The following is a 21,404-nucleotide window of genomic DNA, read 5'->3' as shown; positions in this document are numbered from 1 at the left end:
CCAAGCCATTGTCATCCTGAATATTCATAAATGAATCGATTCGCAACATTATTTTTTTTTCTACTTTCCTTTTGTTCCTATAAAAGCTATGCCCAATTAGGGTTTTGTACTGGGAGTAAAGGAGAGCCTATTTTTACTGAAAATTTTGGAAACGGTACCAACTACGGTCCTGCTTTACCTACCGGAACCACAAATTACAATTTTGTGGTAGGAAATCCAAACGATGGTAGTTATACACTTTATTACAGAACTAATCTTTACAGTACATGGCATTATTCGCTTGATCATACTCCGGATGCAACAAATGGAGTAAATGGGAAAGCATTAATTGTAAACGCTAATGCCAGCACAACTGGAGATTTTTACAAACGCATTGTCACCGGATTATGTATAAATACCACTTTTGAGTTTTCCGCTTGGGTAATGAATGTATACAATCCCGGTTCGGGTTTTTGTGGTGCAAGTGAAATTCCGATAAATGTACGATTTGAAATTTGGAATGATACCGAAACGGTACTTCTTGGATCCGGAGATACCGGAAATATCATGGGAACTGCTTCACCGCTTTGGCAACAGTTTGCACTTGTATTTACAACAGGAAGTGAAACCTCAGTTGTTTTAAAAATGAAGAACAATGGAGTAGGTGGTTGCGGAAATGACCTAGCCATAGATGATATTGAATTTAGAGCCTGTGGCGAATTGACCACAGTTACGAGTCCACCTTTAACCGGACAAACTTATCAAGCATGTTCGAATGAAATACCATTGTCTTTAACTTTTCAAGCTGCTACAACGGGAGTTTTGCCTCATTTTTATCAATGGCAATCCAGTAATGATGGAACAACCTGGACTGATATTTCCGGAGAAACATCTTCGACATATACCGCTTCTGCTATCAGTTCTGCCACTTACATTAGAACGAAAGTGGCACAAGATGCTGCCAATTTGAACAATAGTTTTTGCTCTACAATTTCAAACGTTTTTACCGTTTCGTTTCAAAATTCACCTGCAGTTGCTGTAAGTGATGGCAATTTCGAAATTTGTGGCAGCGATCCATTTCCCACACTTTCGGTAACTGCCAATGCTGGTTCAGGTGTCAATTGGTATGATTCCCCATCTGGAGGAAATTTGTTACTTTCAAATTCTACTACGTTTATACCCACTGCGGCCGGAATTTTTTATGCTGAAACCTTTGACTTAAGTTCAAATTGTGTTAGTGATACCCGAACGCCGGTCTCTTTAACTATTGTCCCTTTGGCTACAGCAACCATTTCTGCAACAACGCCAATATGTTCCGGAAATAGTACAAATGTTACATTTAATGGAACACCAAATGCTGAAGTAACCTACACCATAGAGGGTGGTTCTGACCAATTCATTACTTTGAATGGAAGTGGTACAGCGAGTCTAACGACACCGGTTTTGAATACACCGATTACTTATAGTATAGTTAGTGTAGCTTCACCAGTTTCAGCCAGTTGTAATCAATTGGTTTCAGATTCAGTTACCATTACCGTTAATCAACCGCCAACTGCTACTATATCTGGTGGTCAATCACTTTGCTCAGGAGCTAATGGAACGATCCAATTTGTTGGAACCCCAAATGCAATAGTTTATTATGAAGTAAATAGTGGTCCAATTCAATCCATCGTTTTAAATGCCATTGGTGAACGAACTGTAACAATTTCCAACATTACCACTACCACAGTTGTTACGCTTACAGATGTGGAAACGATTGGTATAAATGGTTGTTCACAGTCAATCAATCAATCGACAACTTTTACAGTTGTTCAATCACCAACAGCCACGCTTTCTGTTAATACAACCTCTGTTTGTGCAGGCGACACAGTAACTTTAACTTTTACCGGCACCCCAAACTCGCAAGTTACTTATAATGAGAACAGTGGAGTCAATCAAACCATTGATTTGGATGCGAGTGGAACTGCAGTAATAACCACTTCAGCTATTAATTCAACAACCGTATATCAGTTAGTGAGTGTTGAATTAGTACAAAGTCCGTTTTGCTTTCAAACAATAAATGATGTTGAAACAATTACGATAAATCCTGTACCAGTTGCAACTTTTAGCGGAAATATAGACTATTGTTCCGGGGAAACCATAGCAATTTTGCTTTCTTCAAATTTAACAGGAACCACATTCTCTTGGACTGTAAACCAAAATGGTGTTGCAGGTGCAACTTCCGATAGCGGTGACCAAATTAATCAATTGCTTTCAGCTACAAACGATGGAACAGTTACCTATACTGTGACTCCTTTTAATAACGGTTGTGCCGGTAGTCCGATTATTATTGTTGTGAATGTGTATGCCATTCCAACTCCAACTTTAACAGATGGAGCTATTTGTCTATTGTCAGGAAATACGGCCGCTCAACCTTATTTATTAGATTCCGGATTGGATATTTCTACTCACAGTTTTGTTTGGTATTTTGAAAATAATTTGATTCCAATGGCAAATGACAGTACATATGAAGCAAATCAAATTGGAGAATACGGTGTGGTGGTAACAAACCTCATTTCGGGGTGTGTGTCTCCTCTAGAAACGGCTTTGGTAGTTGAATCTGTTTTAGGTGAAAGCTTATTGATAGAACAATCGGAAGCATTTAGTGAAAATCCAACCATTACTGTAACTGTTGTGGGTGGTGAAGGACCGTTTTATTATCAATTGGATGATTTTGGCTTTCAAACGTCAAATGTGTTTACCAATGTAGCCCCCGGTTTTCATACAATTACAGTAGTGGATGACAGTTCATGTACGAATTTAACCGAAACCGCCACCATTATAAATTATCCGAAGTTTTTTACTCCCAATGGTGACGGATTAAACGACACATGGAATATTTCCGGAGTTGATGGCACATCCCTAATTTATATTTTTGATCGTTATGGTAAATTGATCAAGCAAATCAGTCCTTTAGGAACAGGCTGGGATGGCACATACAATGGACAACCGGTTTTTTCAAGTGACTATTGGTTTACGATTGATTTCGCAGAAAATGGAGTACCTAAGACTTTTAAATCGCATTTTAGTTTAAAGCGATAAATTCAACTAGTTATGTTGTTAATCCATTAGATTAATTCTCTTCTTTTCTCCTTTCATCAATATATTTTGTCAGCATTTTTCCATATTTGGATTTTGCTACTTTGGGCGACATCGAATTATGAATCGTATCTAAATATTTCAATTGGGCATCGTGTATTTCAGACAAAGCAATGTAAGGACTCACTTCGTATTCTTTTTGGTTTAATGCAAAGTTGATAGAATACAAGTATTTTCTTTTGATTAGTTTTTCATTTTCCACTTGAATACTGTCTAAACTGGCTTGATTGTTTTCTTGTTTTGCTTTGATTTCTTTTTCTAATAACAATAATTGTTCATTGTTAAATCGAGAGTTAATTTTTAGGAAGTCTTGAAAAAGTTCGTGATTTTTTGACCCTTTTATTTGGGCATTACCATAGAAAGTCTCCAAAGAAGTCTCGATGGATAGGTCTCCATGTTCGGCAAAAACTACTAAGTTATTATCTAACGAATTCGTCTGTCCACGGTCTAAAAATAAGTAAAGCATTTCGGGTGAATCGATTTTTAAATGGCTTTCAAAGGTTGATTTTCCATCAAAAATAATGGAATCCATTACTACTAATGTGGAATCTTGGAGCATTTGAATATATAATTTTCCTTGTTTTATTCCTTTTACATTTCCTGTAATGTGGAGGTTAGCATCGCTTTTGGTTTCTTCTTTTTTACAAGCGATAAACAGACTGAATGCTACGAAAAGCAATACGGTTTTTTTCATTTTTAGTGATTCTGATTTTATTAATTTATTAAATGGGTGCGGAAATTTCCATGAGATAAGCACAGAGCAAAGCACCATAAGTGCCAACTACGTAACCAAAAACGGCTAAAAGAACACCCACACTGGCTAAGGAGGGATGAAATGCCGAGGCAATAATGGGTGCCGAAGCTGCTCCACCAATATTAGCCTTACTTCCCACAGCGAGGAAGAAAAAAGGAGCTTTGATTATTTTTCCGACAATGACAAGTAAAAGTACGTGAATTGTCATCCAAATCAAACCTACAATTAATAGTCCGGGATTGCTGAGAACAGAGCCTAAATCCATTTTCATTCCGATGGAAGCGACTAAGATATAGATGAAAACACTTCCAATCTTACTGGCACCGGCTCCTTCGTATTCTTTGAGTTTGGTGTAGGAGAAAATGATACCAAGTGCAGTGGCAAAAGTTACCATCCAAAAGAAGCGGTCTCCAAATGTGGAGACAAAACTAGTAGGGTCGTTTACGGCTTCGAAATTTGCCTTTAGAACACCTGAAATAGTGTTACTTCCCCAATGTGATAATCCGACTGCTGTGAAAGCGATTCCCAAAATAATCATCAAATCGGTTAAACTTGGGTTTCTTGTTACGCTTGCGGCGTAGTTTGACACTTTATTTTTTAGTTCTTCAATGGAACTGTTATCGGCTTTTAACCAATTATCAATTTTTTCTTTTCGACCAATTCCGAAAAGAAGAACGGCCATCCAAATATTGGCCACTACAATGTCTACTAACACCATGGCACCATATTTTTCTTGATTATACTTAAACACCTCTAACATTGCTGCTTGGTTAGCACCACCGCCAATCCAACTTCCTGCTAAGGTGGAGAGACCACGCCATACAGCATCAAAACCTGCTCCTCCAACGGTTTCGGGAGAAAAGAGGGATACAATGAGTATTGCTATTGGTCCGCCTAAAACAACACCAATTGTTCCGGTGAAAAACATGATTAATGCTTTTGGACCTAATTTAAACATGGCTTTTAAGTCGATACTTAATGTCATTAAAACCAAAGCAGCCGGCAATAAATAACGACTGGCTACAAAATAAATGGATGATTTTTTAGTGATTGTTTCACCATTTTCACCTATTTCACTCCATTCAGGTGAAATAATATTTAGCGAACTAAACACAGAGGGAAGTAAATAACACATTAACAAAGACGGGAAAATAACGTAGAATTTTTTCCAAAAACCTTCTTTGATGGAAGAGGTATAAAAAACAAATGCTAACAAAAATAGTAATAATCCAAAAACGATGGTGTCGTCTGTAATGTACGGTGCGTTTTTCATTCGTTGAAATTTGGTTGCAAAATAGGGATTTTTTAAAAATTCTTTGGTGTTTTTTTGAGTAAGTTCTAAAAATGAGCCACGAATTGAATTATTAGAACACAGATTATAAAAATTTATAAAATTTACAAAATTTAATATTTCTATAATTTCTCAAATTTTTATAATCAGTGTTCTTTTTTATTATTAATAAAAAAAAATCCCTGAATCGAACGTTTCAGGGATTTCTATAATTTATTTTTTAATTTTAACCTTTTAGCCACGCTTCGCGAAGTGCTTTTTTAGATTCGTCTGTGGCTTGGTAACCATCAATCTCGTCCATTGGAACTTTAACGTTTCCTTTCAAGGTAAGTTCTTTATCTTCTCTTTTAATTACAAAAGTTATTGGGTCATTTTCCTGCCATGACATACTTCCGATGATCATATCATAAATGTTGTCAAGGTTGTATTTGGTGTCATTAATTGACACAATAATGTCGCCACCTTGCAAGCCCATTGATTTCATAAAATCATTCAATTCGATTCCGGGGAGAATGATAATTTCTTTGGTAGTTGGGTTTACTGTAATATAGGGCACTTGACCTTTTAAGAAAATATTACCCGGAATTTGCACTTTGGTTTTGCTTACGCCTACTTTTCCGAAAAATTCTTCATAGTTCAACGGTGTGTTTCCCGACACGTACGTTTCTAAAAATGTTCTGATTTCAGGAAAGGTTACTGAAACAATCTTGTCAAATAATTCACTGTCTTCAAAAGGTTTTTCGTTACCGTATTCTTTTGAAAGTTTTTGCATTAAGTCTAAAATTCCACGTTGACCATTGCTCAATTCACGTAGTTCAATATCCAGGCACATGGCTATCAAAGCCCCTTTTTCATAAACATTTAAATAAGCATCTTTGTATTCTTTTTTCAAGACTTCCGCACTCATTTTAGTAAATGGCATGGTGTCATCAAAACGTTGAGAATTAGTAATTTTTCCGGCCATTCGCTGATAAAATTCTGATTCATCAATTAAGCCTTGATTGACCTGAAATAAGTTGGCAAAATACTCAGTAATTCCTTCATACATCCATAAATGTTGTGACATTTTTGGGGTATTAAAATCAAAATAATGAATTTCTTTAGAATGCACACTCAATGGAGTTACGATGTGAAAGAATTCGTGAGAAACTACATCAATCATGCTTTGGTTCAGTTGATCTGCCGGCATTGCCTCCGGAAAAACAACTACGGTTGAGGTGTTGTGCTCTAAAGCTCCAAAACCTTTTGCATCTTCTTTTTCATAATCAGATAAATACAACAAAATGGCATATTTTTTTGTGTTATTGATTGGACCCAAAAATTTCTTTTGAGCCTTCATCATCGTTTCCATCGCAGGTTTAAAATCTTCGGCTGTGTACATTCCTTTAGGTGAATGAACACTGATGATGATTTCCATGTTGTCCACCATAAAAGACGCACTTTTACCTTTGGTATACATAATGGGATGATCGGCTAATTCCGCGTAACGAGAAGTTTTGAAAACATCTACAGCATCACTACTATCTAAATCAACCATGGCAGAAGCACCATTTAAATGGGAAGGTTTGCTTACGGTTAATTGATAAGGAAGTTCGTTTAAATCTTTAAAGTAGCCAATAAAGGCATGCGTGTTGATTACAAAATTTTCGCCTTCTAAAATATTGGTACCTGCCGGTGAAAAAATATCACCTTGACCAAATTGGGTTCCGGATTCCGAATCATACGTATCGTTGATTAAATAAGAAACGTAAGCCAACTTTTTAGCGTTTTTAATTACCCATGAATTTTCATCCATTTTAGCAACAGGCAATTCATTTCCTTTATTGTCGAAGGCTTTAAAATTTTCGGCATATCGTCCATAATCATCTTCAGAGTAGGTTCCCGGAACAATTTTAGGTAGAAAAAAAGTCGTTTCGTCGTTCTTAATTTTTGGAGGTGTAATTTTTACAGCTACACGATCGTTGTTGATTTTCACTAAATCAAGTTCAACCACTATTTCATTGTTTTTGTTTTGTGCAAAAGCAATTACACCGCTTAAAAACAAAAAGCTGCTTGTGAGTACAAGCGATAAAAAAGATTTTCTCATGAAAGTTAAAATTTTATCATAAGTAGCGTGACTGCTAATTATGTTACAAATAACAGTAAAAAACCGTTATATAAAAAATATTTTAATGTTAAGGCTTTGGTAAAATTACTTGGCGTGAAGGAGTATCCAATCTTTTATATCTGATAAAACTTGAGGAGAGAAAGTTTGTTCGATTTCTCCGTATTCTTCGGTTGAACCGGTTGTGCATTCTTGAAAAAGATGGTTTAAATTGGGGTATTGTTTGATGGTTGTTTTTTTGTTTCCGCCATTTTTAAATGCTGTTTTGATGCCTTCTAAATTAGATTGAGGAGGTACTTGCAGGTCTTTTTCGCCATTTAAAACCAATACCGGGCATTTTATTTTTTTTAAATATTCTTCCGGTTTAAAACGTAAGAAACTTCTAATCCAAGGATATGTAACACTTTGAATTTGTTGGTTAATCATTTGATTTTTATCGGTTTCACTCAAATTGGCAAACGAAGGGTCGTTTTTAAATTGCGAATAAAAAACATTAGCTAATTCAGATTTAATTTCGTCATTGCTTTTGTCACTTTTTACCAAATCATAAATCATCCTATTGGTTTTTTGTGATTTTGAAATTTCAGCATCTGAAGCTCCACTCACTTTTGCCATTAAAAAAGTTTGTTCCATAAGCAACTCATCACACGGAATACCGGGAGCAGCCAGCAAAACTATAAAACTGATGTTTTTATCTTTAGATGCCACAATGGGTGCAATCATTCCACCTTCGCTATGACCAATTAAACCAATTTTTTTGGGATTGACGCCTTTTTTTGTTTTTATATATTGGACGGCAGCTTCAATGTCGGTTGCAAAATCATAGGTGGTAGAGGTGGAGGGATTTCCTCCGGATTTTCCTATACCACGGTCGTCGATTCGTAATACACCAATGCCATTTTTGGTCAAATAATCTGCGATTACCCAAAAAGGTTTGTGTCCAAAAATCTCGGAATTTCGATCTTGTTGACCACTTCCAGAAATTAAAATGGCAAGAGGGAAATTTTCAGATTTTGGAGTAGTAAAAGTACCACTTAGCGTTATGTTGTCTTTTTCATTTATAAAACTGACCTCTTCAATGTTATAATCAAAAGGTGGTTTTGGTTCTTGTGGACGGTTAATTTTTTTTAAAGTAGTTTCTGTACGAGTTAAATTTAGTGGAAAATTTTGACCGTTTTGCGAAAAAACACCTTCAAATTCATTAGAAGCATTTAATTTACCGGTATAAGAAAATTTCGCTTGATCAAATTTAAAAACCAATGTTTTATCCTCAAAAGTAACGGAGGAAAGAGGAATTCCTTTTGCATTTTGTTGTGGAATATCCATTTTTCCGGAGTAGGAAGTATCATTCTTACTGAAATCTAAACCGAATAACAATTCGGACCCCATGACACTTAATTTACCATACCATTTTCCGGTAATGTCTTGGGCATAAAAAATAAAAGGACATAACAGTAGAGTTAATAAAACAACTTTTTTCATAACGATTGATTAGGAATATAATGCAATAAAGTTACTAAATCAATCTTAAATTGATGTTTAAATTTTATCTTTTAGAAATTTTATTACCTGTAATTTGTCTTTGTAGTTTGCATTTAAAACGATCAATTCCGTTTTTGCGTAATTTGGCATGTTTGGTTGTTCTTCCTTGTACACGTTCACGCCACATTTTAAAACTCGAAGGCTTCATTTCTCTTCGCATGAGTTCGATGGTTTCTTGTTCAGTGATACCAAATTGAAAAGTGATGGCTTCAAATGGTGTTCTATCTTCCCAAGCCATTTCGATGATGCGATCAATTTGAATATCACTAAATACTTTGGTTGTTGGCATAATTTAATTTTAAAGACAGAACAAAGAAACACTTAAAATAAAAAAACTCTTGCTGAACAAGAGTTAAACTTATATTAATCAAATTTATTTTTGATATAATATTTACTGTCTAAATCATCATCAAAATCATCGATGATAGGTTTTGGCTTGGGTTTACTTGCCGTAACCTTCTTTTTCCAAAGTTCAAAATTGTCTTTAGAAAGTCGTTTCCTCATTAGCTCCGTTACTTCGTTTTCTGAAATTCCGAATTCAACTTTAAGCACTTCAAAAGGTTTTTTCTCCTCTTGAGCCATACTAATCACGCGTTCAATTTCTTCGTGAGTCAGTTCCACTCTTTTACTTTTTTTCATTAGTCCAAAAGCACATTAATATTTATTACTTTTTTTGTTTTTTAAATTTAAACCAATATTAAGAAAAAAATAAATTACTTTTTCACTCCTCAGCATTTTTTTTAGTTAAACTTCGGGAGCACGGTATTTTTGAAAAGGTATCTTCAGTAAATTACCTAATTCATTATGTTCATTTGGGTTCATATGCGTATCGATGCCATATATGATTTTGTCACGGTCTAAATAGGAATAAGTACCAAAAATTCTATCCCATAAAGAAAAAATATTCCCATAATTACTGTCTGTATAAGGTAGCTTATAATGATGATGGATTTTGTGCATATCCGGAGAAATGATAATAAAACTTAAAATTTTGTCCAGTTTTTTCGGGAGTGGAATATTGGCATGATTGAATTGAGAAAAAACCACAGAAAGTGATTGATAAAGGAAAACCATCCACATCGGACTACCAACGATAAGGACTCCAAGAGCAGTAAATACAAATCGAATCACGCTTTCTCCCGGATGGTGACGGTTGGCCGAAGTGGTGTCAATCCATGTGTCGGTATGATGAATGAGGTGAAAACGCCATAAAAATTTTACTTTGTGTTCAATTAAATGTACAAGGTAAGCACCGATTAAATCCAATAACAATAACCCAATTATTGTATAAAGCCAAATATTCAGGTTTGGTAACCATTGTAGAATACCAAAATTTTGCTGAATAGCTAAGTCGGCAGCAAAAAGCAAAATAAATGCCATTACAAAGTTAATAATGATTGTAGTTATGGTAAAAAAGATATTAATTCCGGCATGATTGAATTTGTTGTATTTAAATTTAAAAAGCGGAAAAGCATTTTCAATCAACCAAAAAACAGTAATACCACACACCAAAATCAAACCCCTGTGAAGGGAAGGGATGGTTTCAAAATAATCGATTATAAGATTCATAACAATATTTTTTTTTAAAGTACTTAAAAATATAAAATTATTTGATGATTCTAAAAGTGAGATTGATTCTTGGACCTATGGGTTTTGCTGTTTTTGGGATCTGGTGTTTCCAAAAATGTTGTGTTGTTCCTTTCATGAGTAACAAGCTGCCGTGTTCAAGATTGATTTTTAATTTGGCTTCTTTGATAGAATTGTGTTGGAGGTGAAAACTTCTTTCGACCCCAAAACTTACAGAGGCAATGAAAGGGTTTCTACCCAATTCTTTTTCATTATCAGCGTGCCAACCGTTGCTGTCTTTTCCATCTCGATACAAATTTAAAAGAACAGTGGTGAAATTTTCCTGGCAAAATTCTTCAATTTCATTTTTTACAAACATTAACAATGTGTTCCATTTGTGAGGATGCATAGTAATATTAGAGTAAGAATATGATTTCCCATCATTACCAAACAAAGCGGTAAGTCTTGGCTGTAGATGAGTTTGACCGAAAACAGTAATATAGTCTTGTTGCCAAGGAGTTTCAGTTTTTAGTTTTTCGAATAACACATTGGCTTTTTCAATAGAGAAAAAATTAGGATAATATTCAATTTCGGCATCCGGTAAATCAAATACAATTTTATCTTTTGGAAAGAGTAAGTTCATTTTGTAAAAATAAAAAAAGCGATGGAAATAACCATCGCTTTAAAGAAAACTTAAGATTGAAATTTGTTAGTTTTCGTGGTTTTGTAAAACATTTTTATAGATAAATCCGGCTGCTAAAGCACCTAAAATTGGGGCTAGCCAGAATAACCATAGTTGCATCAAAGGTTCACCACCGGCAAAAATCGCTTGTGATGTTGAACGAGCTGGGTTTACGGATGTGTTTGTAATTGGAATACTAATTAAATGGATTAATGTCAATGCCAAACCAATAGCAATTCCGGCAAACTTACCATTAGCAAATTTATCGGTGGCTCCTATAATAACCAATAGAAAGAACATGGTTAAAACAAATTCGGTAACAAATGCAGCAGCCATTGAATAACCGGAAGGTGAAAAAGCTCCAAAACCATTCGAAGCGAAAGCTCCGGCCTTTGTATTGTCTATTCCTAAGAAGCTGTCTTGTCCATTCATGATGAAATAAAGAGTACCTGCGGCTGCTAACGCACCTATACATTGTGAAATAATATAGGGTACTAATTCTTTAGCATCAAAACGACCCCCGGCCCATAGTCCAAATGAAACAGCCGGATTAAAATGACCACCTGAAATATGGCCCACCGCATAAGCCATTGTTAAAACGGTTAAACCAAAAGCTAATGCTACACCGGCAAAACCTATGCCTAAATTAGGTATTCCTGCTGCAAATAGAGCACTTCCACAACCGCCGAAAACCAACCAATAGGTTCCAAAAAATTCTGCAAATAGTTTTTTCATGATTTGTTTGTTTAGTTATTATAAAGTTATTAATTAGTATATTGATAAGCCCAAAAAATTAATATAAATTGCAAAGGTAAACGGATAAAAAGTACCCATTTTGGCAACCCTAATCCCGCTCTTTCATTTTGAAACATATATAGATTTGCGGGAAAAACTGCCAATAATAAAAGTATAATCCCCCAAGCTGCCATAATGGAAGTTTGTGGAATGCACAAAAGAATTGCCAAAACAATTTCAGACAATCCAGAAATATAATTTAGTAATTTAGGTTTAGAAAAAAACGGAGGAATTATTTTTAAATATAATCTTGGATTACGAAAATGATTACAACCGGCTATAAAATAGATAGCCGCCATGCAGTAGAGATGCCAAGATAAATTCATAAATAATCGCTATGATTACTACGAATTTATAAAAAAAATGTTAAATAACTGCATAAGTAGAATAAATTCTACAAAAATATTAATTATTTTTTCTTGGTAAAGTTAAGATTCATAATACAAATTGCTAAGATAATCAACATAATTCCAGTCCATTGAGAAGGATTCACGTTTTCATTTAGAAGAAAATAGGCCATTAAAACGGATACAGGTAGTTCCAAAGATGAAACAATACTGCCTAATCCGATTCCGGTTTGAGGGAAACCTGCATTTAAAAGCATGGGAGGTATAATTGTACCAAAAAGAGCTAAAACAATTCCCCATTTTAAGAAAATTTCAAAATTAAACGGTGTGTTTTGCGTTAATAATGCAAACACAAAAACTACAACTGCTCCACCTAATAACATGTATAAACTTCGTTGTGCAGATGAAATTCCTAGTGCTATTCGATTTGCAGTAAACATCGTAGTTGTAAAAGAAGCGGCTGCTAAAATTCCCCAAAATAAACCTCTCCAGTCTAGTTTAATTTCATTTTTTAACAAGTTGGTTGCTAGTATTGTACCAATTAAAACGATTATGACTGCGACTATTTTTTGGAACGATGGAAGTTTTTTATCTAAAATCATTTCCAACAGAACGCCCATCCAAACCGTTTGCATTAACAAAACAATTGCTATTGATACATCAATGTATCGTACACACAAGTAATAGAAAACACTGGTCATTCCCAACGAAGTTCCAGCCAACATTAACTGAAAAATGTTCTTTTTTGTGGCTGTTACAGTTGTGTTATTATTTTGGAATCGTTGAAACGAATTAATAATTAACACACCAATAATTCCCCAAATAAATTGAGCAGTAGTTACTTCTGCAGTGGTGAAATTTTCTTTGTAGGCAAGTTTGACAAAAGTGGCTAACATACCGTAACTTGTGGCACCCAAACCAACCAGAATAACACCTTTTAAAACACTATTTGTTGACATACCAAAATTTTTAAAAGCCGGCAAATATAGAGAAAAGTTGTCAGTAACAGGTTGTAAGTTTCAAGTTTCAGGTTTTTTAAGTTGATAATACTTTTTTAAATGATTTTTAGTTAGAATAAGAAAAGTCTATGAAAAAGTTACTCTTGCTCTTTGTTTTAAGTTTTGTTTGTTGCAACAACACGCCAGTAACTGAAGAGATGAAATATTATACATCTATTCACAATGAAGCCTTGATTTTTTGTCAGGAAAATCAATTTAATCAAGATTTTTATTTTTTAAAAGACATGAGTATCCACTCGGGAAAAAATCGCTTTTTTGTCTATAATTTTAAATCTAAAAAAATTAGTAATCAAAATCTTGTGACCCACGGTGCTTGTGATGTATTTCAAGATAATCCAAACAAATATAAAACAGCAAAATTTAGTAATGTTACCAATAGCCATTGCTCAATGAAAGGTAAATTTAAGATTGGAAAACGCGATTACAGTTCGTGGGGAATTAATGTGAAATATTGGTTACACGGTTTAGAATCAACCAACAATAATGCGGTGGAACGTGTAGTGGTTTTACACTCATGGAATGCTGTTTCTAACGATGAAATTTACCCAAGATATTCACCATTAAGCTGGGGGTGTCCTGCAGTTTCTGATGAATTCATGCAAGTTTTAGATGAAAAATTAAAAACTGTTGATCGACCTGTTTTGTTGTGGATTATGGAGTAATTTTAAAGCCATGAAAATTTTTCGGCCATTATTTTGGTTTTATTGTTAAGCAAATAATTGGTAAAAGCAGTTGCAACGGGTGACAGATTTTTCTGTTTGAGCCAAATTAAACTCCAAGTCGATTTTAAAGGTAATCCTTTGATTGGAATAATATGTAAATCGCCATTGTTTAACTCATTTTTAATACCAATCAACGGCATAATGGAACAACCTAAACCGGCAATAACAGCTTGTTTTACCGCTTCATTTGATGTTAATTCCATTTTTTTAACCAATTGCAGCTTATTCGATTCTAAAAATCGTTCCATCACCTGTCTGGTGCCGGAACCTTTTTCTCTGTAAATGATAGGAATATTTTCAATGATGGATTTGTTATTCATTTTTTCCGAAAAAATATATTCTTTGTTTCCTACAAAATAAAGTCTGTTCTCCATCAAATCAATTTTTTCAATATCCATATTTTCCGGTAAAAGAGAAACAAGAGAAAAATCTACTTCATTGTATTGTAAACTTTCTATGACTTTAAGTTTGTTCGTCACATCAAGTTCTAATTCGACGGCTGAATTTTCTTTCAGAAAATCGGTAATAAAATAGGGGATAACATATTTACCGGTAGAAACCACCGAAATTTTAAGACGACCCGATAATTGCCCTTTAAACGAGGAAGTTTTATAGTTAATCGCTTGAATTTCATAAACAATTTTTTGTGCTGCAAGAGCAATTTCCTTTCCAAAATCGGTTACATACAATTGTCTGCCAATTACTTCTGTAAGTGGTATATCAAACTGATCCTGAAATTTTTTCAACTGAATTGAAACAGCCGGTTGGGTTAAATGTAAAGCTTCCGAAGCCTTAGTAATGCTTTTGGTTTCGGTTATCTTCAAAAAGATAATTAATTGATGTAAGGTATAATGCATAACTAATGTTTATGTATCTCATTACAAATATAAATAAAAATATATAAAATGTTTTAAGGAAATTTGCAGTATTAAATTTTATGTAATGAAAAATAAAATTAGCAAATACGGTTTAATCTATGCTTTAATTTGGCTTTTAACAGGTTTAATAGCAACCTTATTGCAACCTAACAATGTTATTTTAAATTTTTATTTAGGACTCGGAATCTTGTTTACACTGTATTTTTTCAAGTCCAAGAAACTAAAAATCGAATAATCTAAAATTAAACAATTTAAAAATACATCACAATGAAAACAAATTTATCCTTCGACCTTATCAATGGAACATTCCATCCCGCAGAAGCCAAAAATATTTTGTTTACGTTAATTAAAGATAAAATTAATTTTCATGAATTAGAAATGTTCAGTGCTTATGAACGCTATGGTATAGAATTACCACATTCCAAAAAAAGAGTCGCTGAGCTAAAGAACGAATTGCTCAAAATTGAAGAAACCATTAAGGAATTTGAAAAGGCAAATGCTGATATTCAAATTATAGGTTCAATTGAAATGAAAGCAGTAGAAAAGAAACAGAAACATGAAGTTTTTTAATGGTAGAAAACTTATCATTGCCACAAAGCATCAAAAAGAAAAAGTGATTTTACCATTAGTCAAAGCAAACATGCAAGTTGAAGTTTTTGTGCCGTCGGATTATGATACGGACAAGTTTGGCACTTTTTCGGGAGAGATTGCGAGAACGACCAATGCGTTGGAAACAGTCAGAAAAAAATGTCTTGATGCGATGAATCATTATGGTTATGATTTAGGAATTGCCTCTGAAGGTTCGTTTGGTCCGCATCCCAATTTGTTTTTTGCTCAAGCAGATGATGAATTATTAATTCTGATTGATCAAAAAAATAATCTTGAAATTATTGCTCGAGCGGTTAGTTTAGAAACTAATTTTTCCGTAGAAAAAATTCAATCTTATGAACAATTGATTGAGTTTGCCAAACAGGTTCACTTTCCATCGCACGGTTTACTTTTAAAAGATAGGGAAAACCAATTTTCAAAAATTCATAAAGACATTTTGGATTGGGAACAGTTAAAACTAAGTTATGATTCTCTTACTGAACATTCGAAAGAGATTTGGGTGGAGACAGACATGCGGGCTCACCGAAATCCAACTCGAATGCAAATAATTGAGCAAGCAACACAAAAGCTGATAAAGAAAGTTGCTTCACTTTGCCCAAATTGTGAAACACCAGGCTATGATGTCCGGGAAGTTGTTAAAGGACTTCCATGCAATTGGTGTAAATCTCCCACTTCATCAACTTTAGCTTTACGCTATGCCTGTCAAAAATGTAGTCACACAACGCTTGAAAAATATCCAAATGGAAAACACTATGAATCACCCGAATTCTGCTCCAACTGCAACCCCTAACAAAAGAGGAAGCATTACAAAATCTGTTAAAAAAGCAGCTTTTTATTTAAACAAAGGCGAGGTGGTTGCCATACCCACCGAGACGGTTTATGGATTAGCAGCATCAATTTACAATGAAAATGCACTAAAAAAAATATTTGAAATAAAAGATCGCCCTTATTTTAATCCGCTGATTGTGCACATTGATTCTTTGCAGTCTTTAAATAAAATCGCAATTAATGTCCCTGAAGTTGCCTATCGATTAGCGGATAAGTTTTGGCCGGGTCCGTTAACCATGATTTTTGAAAAAAATAAATCTATTTCAACTATAATTACAGGCGGAAAGAATACTATTGCCGTACGAATGCCTAATCATCCGCTCGCCTTGGAATTAATAAAAACAGTTGATGTTCCACTGGCAGCACCAAGTGCTAATCCATTTGGGTCAATCAGTCCAACTTCGGCCAAACACGTTGAAAAATATTTCAAAAACAAACTCGATGTTATTTTGGATGGAGGATCTTGTTCCAAAGGAATTGAATCAACCATCATCGGTTTTAAAAATAATGAAATTGTAATTTATCGCCTAGGTTCTCTTTCAATAGAAATGTTAGAGTCAGTAGTAGGCCCCGTTAGTGTTAGAAAACATACTCAAAAAACCCCCATTGCACCGGGAATGTTGGACAAACATTATGCTCCAAAAACCCCAATGATTTTATGTGACAATCCAATTAAAACGGCATCAAATTTAATCGGGAAAAACATTGGCCTAATTGTATTTGATAAAAAAACACTTTGCACCGATTATCAAATTGAAGTTTTATCACCTAGTGGTGATTTAGAAGAAGCAGCAAAAAATCTATATGCAGCCATGCATAAGTTTGATGACAAAGGGTTTGACTTGCTCATTGCACAAAAGTTTCCGGAGGTTGGCCTAGGAAAAGCCATCAATGACAGGTTGATAAGAGCCTGTAAAAGAGACACTAATTTTACACCTAATAACATATTTATTTAATGAAACTAGATCTTTTACTTCAAAACTTAACCAATCCGGCCTTACTTTTTTTTGTACTTGGAATTTTAGCAGTACGATTTAAAAGCGATTTGGAAATTCCGAATAATTCTTCAAAGTTCATTTCATTATATCTTTTGTTTTCAATCGGATTCAAAGGTGGTCAGGAATTAGTTCACAGTGAACTCAATCTTTCCATATTATGGGCTTTGTTTTTTGGAATTGTTGTGGCAATTGCTATTCCGCTTTATACTTTCTTTATTTTGAAAAGAAAATTATCAATTGAAAATTCCGGAGCGATAGCAGCGGCATATGGTTCAGTAAGTGCTGTTACATTTGTAACCGCAGTTTCTTTTTTAGAAATTCAAAATATTTCATTTAACGGTCACATGGTTGCAGTCATGGCTTTGATGGAAGCACCGGCAATTATAGTTGGAGTCATTTTGATTCGATTATTTGGACAAAAAAATTCTTGTAATGGAAAAATGGGGTCTATAATCAAACATTCTTTTACAAACGGTAGTGTTTTTTTAATTATGGGAAGTTTAATCATTGGGTTTTTAGCCAGTGATAAAGAAGCAATGGGAATTAAACCTTTTACAACGGATATTTTTAAAGGATTTTTAGCCATTTTTCTATTGGATATGGGAATTGTATGTGGAAAGAAAATAGGTGACTTTTTAAAAGGGGGTTGGTTTACTGCATTATTCGCCATTTTAATTCCTTTAATCAACGGAATTGTTGTAGCCATTTTGAGTGGATTTATAACACAATCCAACGGTGACCGATTTATGTTTGCTGTTCTAGCGGCCAGTGCCTCTTACATTGCCGTACCGGCAGCGATGAAAATGGCTGTACCCAAAGCTAATCCCGGGATTTTTGTTCCCATGGCATTAGCAGTGACTTTCCCATTCAATATCACCATTGGGATGCCTATTTATTTGGCAATAATAGAAGCGTATTAACCTACTAAATCTTTTAAATGTACCCGTAAGGCTTTGACAGAAATACTAATTTCCCAAAACGAAATTCCTAAGGAAATGAGCAGCATCAAAAGACTACCTCCAAAAAGAATAATACCCGGCATTTGATATTCAAAAAACAATACTAACATTGCAAAAACAGATAGAAATAAGCTGAGTACACCAGCCAATTGCATATAGCGAATCAATGTTAATCGCAGATTTAAATTTGCAATTTCAATCAAAATGCTTTTGTTTTCTTTTTCATCATAGGTCTTTTTTAAACCCCGTACAATTTGTGCAATGGTTAAAAAGCGGTTGGTATACGCCAATAAAATCAACGAAGTAGCAGAAAAGAGTAAGGCGGGAGTGTCGATAGTGAGGGTCATTTTTTTCGTTTCAGGTTTCAGGTTTCAGGTTCAAAGTTCGTTAATCTTCATACATTAGTCAATAATTAAATTGAAAATTAATTTGTAAAAATCAGAACTTTTACGAAGTTTAAAACTCTATTAATTAAATCAATAAGAATTTATTTTAATTTAGGCCATTCAATTGAACCAAATTCAAAATCAGATAGCTTCGGGATAGTGCTTTTTACATAAGGAAAATTATAAATTAAATTCTCATTAGACTCCGGATCTATTTTGTTTATAATGATTTTTTTTTCTCGAAAATTTATTTGTTTGAAGTATCGAAAATAATCGTTTTTGTCAGTTTCGTTGTGATAAAGTAAGTCAAAATCATAATTATCATAGACAAAACTAAAAAAATAATCGATTTTATTTCGACGAATAAGTAACAAGATTGAATTATCTTCCTCATTGTAATTAAATACTGCTACATAAATTAATTGAGGATTATTCTCCGAATCATTTGCCTCAAAAGTTATTTTTTTTGAAATACATTCTTTAATGATTTGATTTTCATCATAAAAATAAATGGTTGTTTGTATGGAACTGAAAGATTCACCTTTTTCTAAAGTACAATAGGCTTTATCCAACGTACCATTTTTATCAAAATCACAGCTAAACTCTCTGAATCTGGAAATTCCATGCTGCGAAAAAGCAAATGAAGTCGATAAAATGTAACAAAAAGCAAAAATATATTTCATTTCTAATAGACTATACAATACAATACGTTAAAAATCTTAAAATATTGCCATAAAAAAAACCTGCAAGTTTCCACTCACAGGTTTTACTAATCACTAATTACTAGTTACTTATTACTTTTACTTAATCATCTCGAAACTTCGCTTCACAAAAGCTGTCAATTCCTCGCCTTTCAACAATCCTTGCGAGATTTTGGCTAAGTCCATCGCTTGTTTGACCAGATGTTCCTGAGCTGATTTGTCTTCTGTTGAAAGTATTGTCGATGCCAAATTCGAGTTGGTATTCACCACCAAATTATACATTTCCGGGAAGTTACCCATTCCAAACATTCCACCGCCACCGGTTTGACTCATTTCTTTCATTCTTCGCATGAATTCCGGTTGCGTAATCATGAAGGGTGCTGCATTGCTATCCATGGCTTCTAATTGAACGGTATATGTTGCTTTAGGAACCAATTCTTCTAAAACTGTTTTCAATTTGGTTGATTCTTCTTCTGATAATTTTGAAATCTGTGTGTCTTCTTTTTGAATCAATTTGTCAATGTGATCGGAATCGACACGAACAAACGTCAAGTTTTCATTATCGGCTTCTAATTTTTGAATTAAATGGGATACAATCGGACTGTCTAACAACAATACTTCATACCCTTTTTCTTTAGCTATGTCGATGTAGCCGTGTTGTGCTTCTTTGTTGGATGCATATAACACCACCACTTTTCCGTTTTTGTCGGTTTGATTGGCAGCAATTTTTTCTTTTAATTCAGCTAACGTGAAATACTTTTCATCAACAGTTGGATACAACACAAATTCGCCTGCTTTTTCATAGAATTTCGGTTCAGACAGCATTCCGTATTCCAACACAATTTTAATGTCATTCCATTTTTGTTGAAAATCTTCTCGGTTTTCGTTGAATAACGATTTCAATTTATCCGCTACTTTTCGGGTAATGTAGTTGGAAATCTTTTTCACATTGCCATCCGATTGCAAATACGAACGCGAAACATTCAAGGGAATATCCGGAGAGTCAATCACTCCGCGAAGCATCACTAAAAATTCAGGTACAATGCCTTCCACATTATCGGTTACAAAAACCTGATTTTGGTACAATTGAATTTTGTCTTTTTGAATTTGTAAATCCGCCGACATTTTTGGGAAATATAAAATTCCGGTCAAATTAAATGGATAATCCACGTTCAAATGAATGCTGAACAACGGATCTTCAAATTGCATCGGATATAATTCGCGGTAGAATTCTTTATAATCTTCGTCTTTCAATTCCGTTGGGGCTTTGGTCCAAGCCGGAGTAGGGTTGTTGATGATGTTATCAACTTCAACTTCCTCTGCTTTAAAGTCTTCCGGAGCATCTTCCGGTTTGGGAAGGCTTTCTTTTTTGGTTCCGAATTTAATCGGCACCGGCATGAATTTGTTGTATTTTTTTAACAATTCACGGATTTTGAATTCTTCTAAGAATTCGGTAGAGTCATCGGCGATGTGTAAAATGATTTCGGTACCACGTTCTGTTTTGTCATGAGGAACTAAAGTGAATTCCGGGCTTCCATCACACGTCCAGTGAGCAGCCGGTTCGTCTTTATAGGATTTGGTGATGATTTCCACTTTGGAAGCCACCATAAAAGCAGAGTAGAAACCAAGTCCAAAATGACCAATGATACCTGAATCTTTGGCAGAATCTTTGTATTTTTCTAAAAATTCTTCAGCACCGGAGAATGCTACTTGGTTAATGTATTTTTCTACTTCATCAGCTGACATCCCTAAACCTTGATCGATGATGTGGAGTTTTTTGTTGTCCTTATCGATTTTAACTTCAATTTTCGGATTGCCGTATTCCACTTTGGCTTCACCAATGCTGGTTAAGTGTTTTAATTTTAAAGTAGCATCGGTTGCATTAGACACTAATTCACGAAGAAAAATTTCGTGATCACTGTATAAAAACTTTTTAATTAAAGGAAAGATGTTTTCTACAGAAACATTAATTTTTCCGGTTGTCATATTTTGAATTTTAAGTTAAACATTATTACTATCTCCCTATACAAAAGCAATACCAATTCAATCAACCTGACAAATTGACGTAGAGATTAATTTCTATATCTACTTATTTTTTTTGAAAAA

At 34.3% G+C, this 21,404-nt stretch carries 21 protein-coding genes; 6 read left to right on the top strand and 15 right to left on the bottom strand.

Annotation, left to right across the window (positions count from 1 at the left end; genetic code table 11):
- The first annotated feature begins 30 nt into the window (after nt 1-30).
- Entirely contained in the window at nt 31-3,060 is a 3,030-nt protein-coding gene (locus tag EQG68_RS05760; protein ID WP_129463841.1) for a T9SS type B sorting domain-containing protein, read from the top strand.
- A 31-nt stretch (nt 3,061-3,091) separates the two neighbouring features.
- Here EQG68_RS05760 and EQG68_RS05755 read toward each other — a convergent pair whose 3' ends face one another.
- From EQG68_RS05755 to EQG68_RS05705, 11 genes are all read right to left on the bottom strand, one after another.
- Nucleotides 3,092-3,811 (bottom strand): DUF4369 domain-containing protein, encoded by a 720-nt coding sequence (locus tag EQG68_RS05755; protein WP_129463840.1) that lies wholly within the window; start codon nt 3,809-3,811, stop codon nt 3,092-3,094.
- A 28-nt stretch (nt 3,812-3,839) separates the two neighbouring features.
- Nucleotides 3,840-5,144 (bottom strand): DUF819 family protein, encoded by a 1,305-nt coding sequence (locus tag EQG68_RS05750; protein ID WP_129463839.1) that lies wholly within the window; start codon nt 5,142-5,144, stop codon nt 3,840-3,842.
- A gap of 244 nt (nt 5,145-5,388) precedes the next feature.
- Nucleotides 5,389-7,248, bottom strand: coding sequence for a M61 family metallopeptidase (locus EQG68_RS05745; protein ID WP_129463838.1), 1,860 nt, complete (start codon nt 7,246-7,248; stop codon nt 5,389-5,391).
- Between the two features lie 105 nt (nt 7,249-7,353).
- The gene (locus EQG68_RS05740) at nt 7,354-8,748 is read right to left on the bottom strand and encodes an alpha/beta hydrolase family protein (protein WP_129463837.1); all 1,395 of its coding nucleotides are present in this window, start codon (nt 8,746-8,748) and stop codon (nt 7,354-7,356) included.
- A gap of 64 nt (nt 8,749-8,812) precedes the next feature.
- Nucleotides 8,813-9,097, bottom strand: a complete 285-nt coding sequence (locus EQG68_RS05735) for a TIGR03643 family protein (protein ID WP_129463836.1) — start codon at nt 9,095-9,097, stop codon at nt 8,813-8,815.
- A gap of 74 nt (nt 9,098-9,171) precedes the next feature.
- A complete protein-coding gene (locus EQG68_RS05730) occupies nt 9,172-9,447 on the bottom strand; it encodes a TIGR03643 family protein (protein WP_129463835.1) in 276 nt (91 codons plus the stop codon).
- A 105-nt stretch (nt 9,448-9,552) separates the two neighbouring features.
- The gene (locus EQG68_RS05725; protein WP_129463834.1) at nt 9,553-10,377 is read right to left on the bottom strand and encodes a sterol desaturase family protein; all 825 of its coding nucleotides are present in this window, start codon (nt 10,375-10,377) and stop codon (nt 9,553-9,555) included.
- A 37-nt stretch (nt 10,378-10,414) separates the two neighbouring features.
- Nucleotides 10,415-11,017 carry an alpha-ketoglutarate-dependent dioxygenase AlkB family protein gene (locus EQG68_RS05720; protein WP_129463833.1) on the bottom strand — a complete coding sequence of 201 codons (603 nt, stop codon included), beginning with the start codon at nt 11,015-11,017 and terminating at the stop codon, nt 10,415-10,417.
- Between the two features lie 66 nt (nt 11,018-11,083).
- Nucleotides 11,084-11,791, bottom strand: coding sequence for an aquaporin Z (aqpZ, locus tag EQG68_RS05715; protein WP_129463832.1), 708 nt, complete (start codon nt 11,789-11,791; stop codon nt 11,084-11,086).
- A gap of 29 nt (nt 11,792-11,820) precedes the next feature.
- Nucleotides 11,821-12,177 (bottom strand): DoxX family protein, encoded by a 357-nt coding sequence (locus EQG68_RS05710; RefSeq protein WP_129463831.1) that lies wholly within the window; start codon nt 12,175-12,177, stop codon nt 11,821-11,823.
- 83 nt (nt 12,178-12,260) lie between these two features.
- Nucleotides 12,261-13,157: an EamA family transporter gene (locus tag EQG68_RS05705; RefSeq protein ID WP_129463830.1), complete on the bottom strand. Its 897-nt coding sequence runs from the start codon at nt 13,155-13,157 to the stop codon at nt 12,261-12,263.
- A 128-nt stretch (nt 13,158-13,285) separates the two neighbouring features.
- Between EQG68_RS05705 and EQG68_RS05700 the strand changes: the two genes are divergently transcribed.
- A complete protein-coding gene (locus tag EQG68_RS05700; protein WP_129463829.1) occupies nt 13,286-13,879 on the top strand; it encodes a murein L,D-transpeptidase catalytic domain-containing protein in 594 nt (197 codons plus the stop codon).
- Nucleotides 13,880-13,881: 2 nt separating this feature from the next.
- Here the strand turns inward: EQG68_RS05700 and EQG68_RS05695 are convergent, their stop codons facing one another.
- A complete protein-coding gene (locus EQG68_RS05695; protein WP_129463828.1) occupies nt 13,882-14,796 on the bottom strand; it encodes a LysR family transcriptional regulator in 915 nt (304 codons plus the stop codon).
- Nucleotides 14,797-15,084: 288 nt separating this feature from the next.
- On the opposite strand from EQG68_RS05695, the gene EQG68_RS05690 reads away from it, so the two are divergent.
- From EQG68_RS05690 to EQG68_RS05675, 4 genes are read left to right on the top strand one after another with little or no spacing between them, the layout of a single operon-like run.
- Nucleotides 15,085-15,387: a hypothetical protein gene (locus EQG68_RS05690; RefSeq protein WP_129463827.1), complete on the top strand. Its 303-nt coding sequence runs from the start codon at nt 15,085-15,087 to the stop codon at nt 15,385-15,387.
- Complete coding sequence (locus tag EQG68_RS05685) at nt 15,374-16,216, top strand: DUF6671 family protein (protein ID WP_129463826.1); 843 nt, start codon at nt 15,374-15,376, stop codon at nt 16,214-16,216. Before EQG68_RS05690 ends, EQG68_RS05685 begins: the two co-directional genes overlap by 14 nt.
- Nucleotides 16,167-17,210 carry an L-threonylcarbamoyladenylate synthase gene (locus tag EQG68_RS05680; protein ID WP_246011655.1) on the top strand — a complete coding sequence of 348 codons (1,044 nt, stop codon included), beginning with the start codon at nt 16,167-16,169 and terminating at the stop codon, nt 17,208-17,210. The genes EQG68_RS05685 and EQG68_RS05680 overlap by 50 nt, the downstream gene beginning before the upstream one ends.
- The gene (locus EQG68_RS05675) at nt 17,210-18,172 is read left to right on the top strand and encodes a sodium-dependent bicarbonate transport family permease (RefSeq protein WP_129463825.1); all 963 of its coding nucleotides are present in this window, start codon (nt 17,210-17,212) and stop codon (nt 18,170-18,172) included. Before EQG68_RS05680 ends, EQG68_RS05675 begins: the two co-directional genes overlap by 1 nt.
- On the opposite strand, the gene EQG68_RS05670 is transcribed toward EQG68_RS05675, so the two are convergent.
- The 3 genes from EQG68_RS05670 to htpG form a co-directional block, all read right to left on the bottom strand.
- Entirely contained in the window at nt 18,169-18,558 is a 390-nt protein-coding gene (locus EQG68_RS05670) for a DUF2721 domain-containing protein (protein WP_129463824.1), read from the bottom strand. The genes EQG68_RS05675 and EQG68_RS05670 overlap by 4 nt on opposite strands.
- A gap of 140 nt (nt 18,559-18,698) precedes the next feature.
- A complete protein-coding gene (locus EQG68_RS05665) occupies nt 18,699-19,280 on the bottom strand; it encodes a hypothetical protein (RefSeq protein WP_129463823.1) in 582 nt (193 codons plus the stop codon).
- 117 nt (nt 19,281-19,397) lie between these two features.
- Nucleotides 19,398-21,284, bottom strand: coding sequence for a molecular chaperone HtpG (htpG, locus tag EQG68_RS05660; protein WP_129463822.1), 1,887 nt, complete (start codon nt 21,282-21,284; stop codon nt 19,398-19,400).
- Nucleotides 21,285-21,404 lie beyond the last annotated feature (120 nt).

Source organism: Flavobacterium piscinae, assembly GCF_004122145.1.
GTDB lineage: Bacteria > Bacteroidota > Bacteroidia > Flavobacteriales > Flavobacteriaceae > Flavobacterium > Flavobacterium piscinae.
Note: the sequence above shows the minus strand (reverse complement) of the source record. Positions and strands in the feature narration are given on the sequence as shown.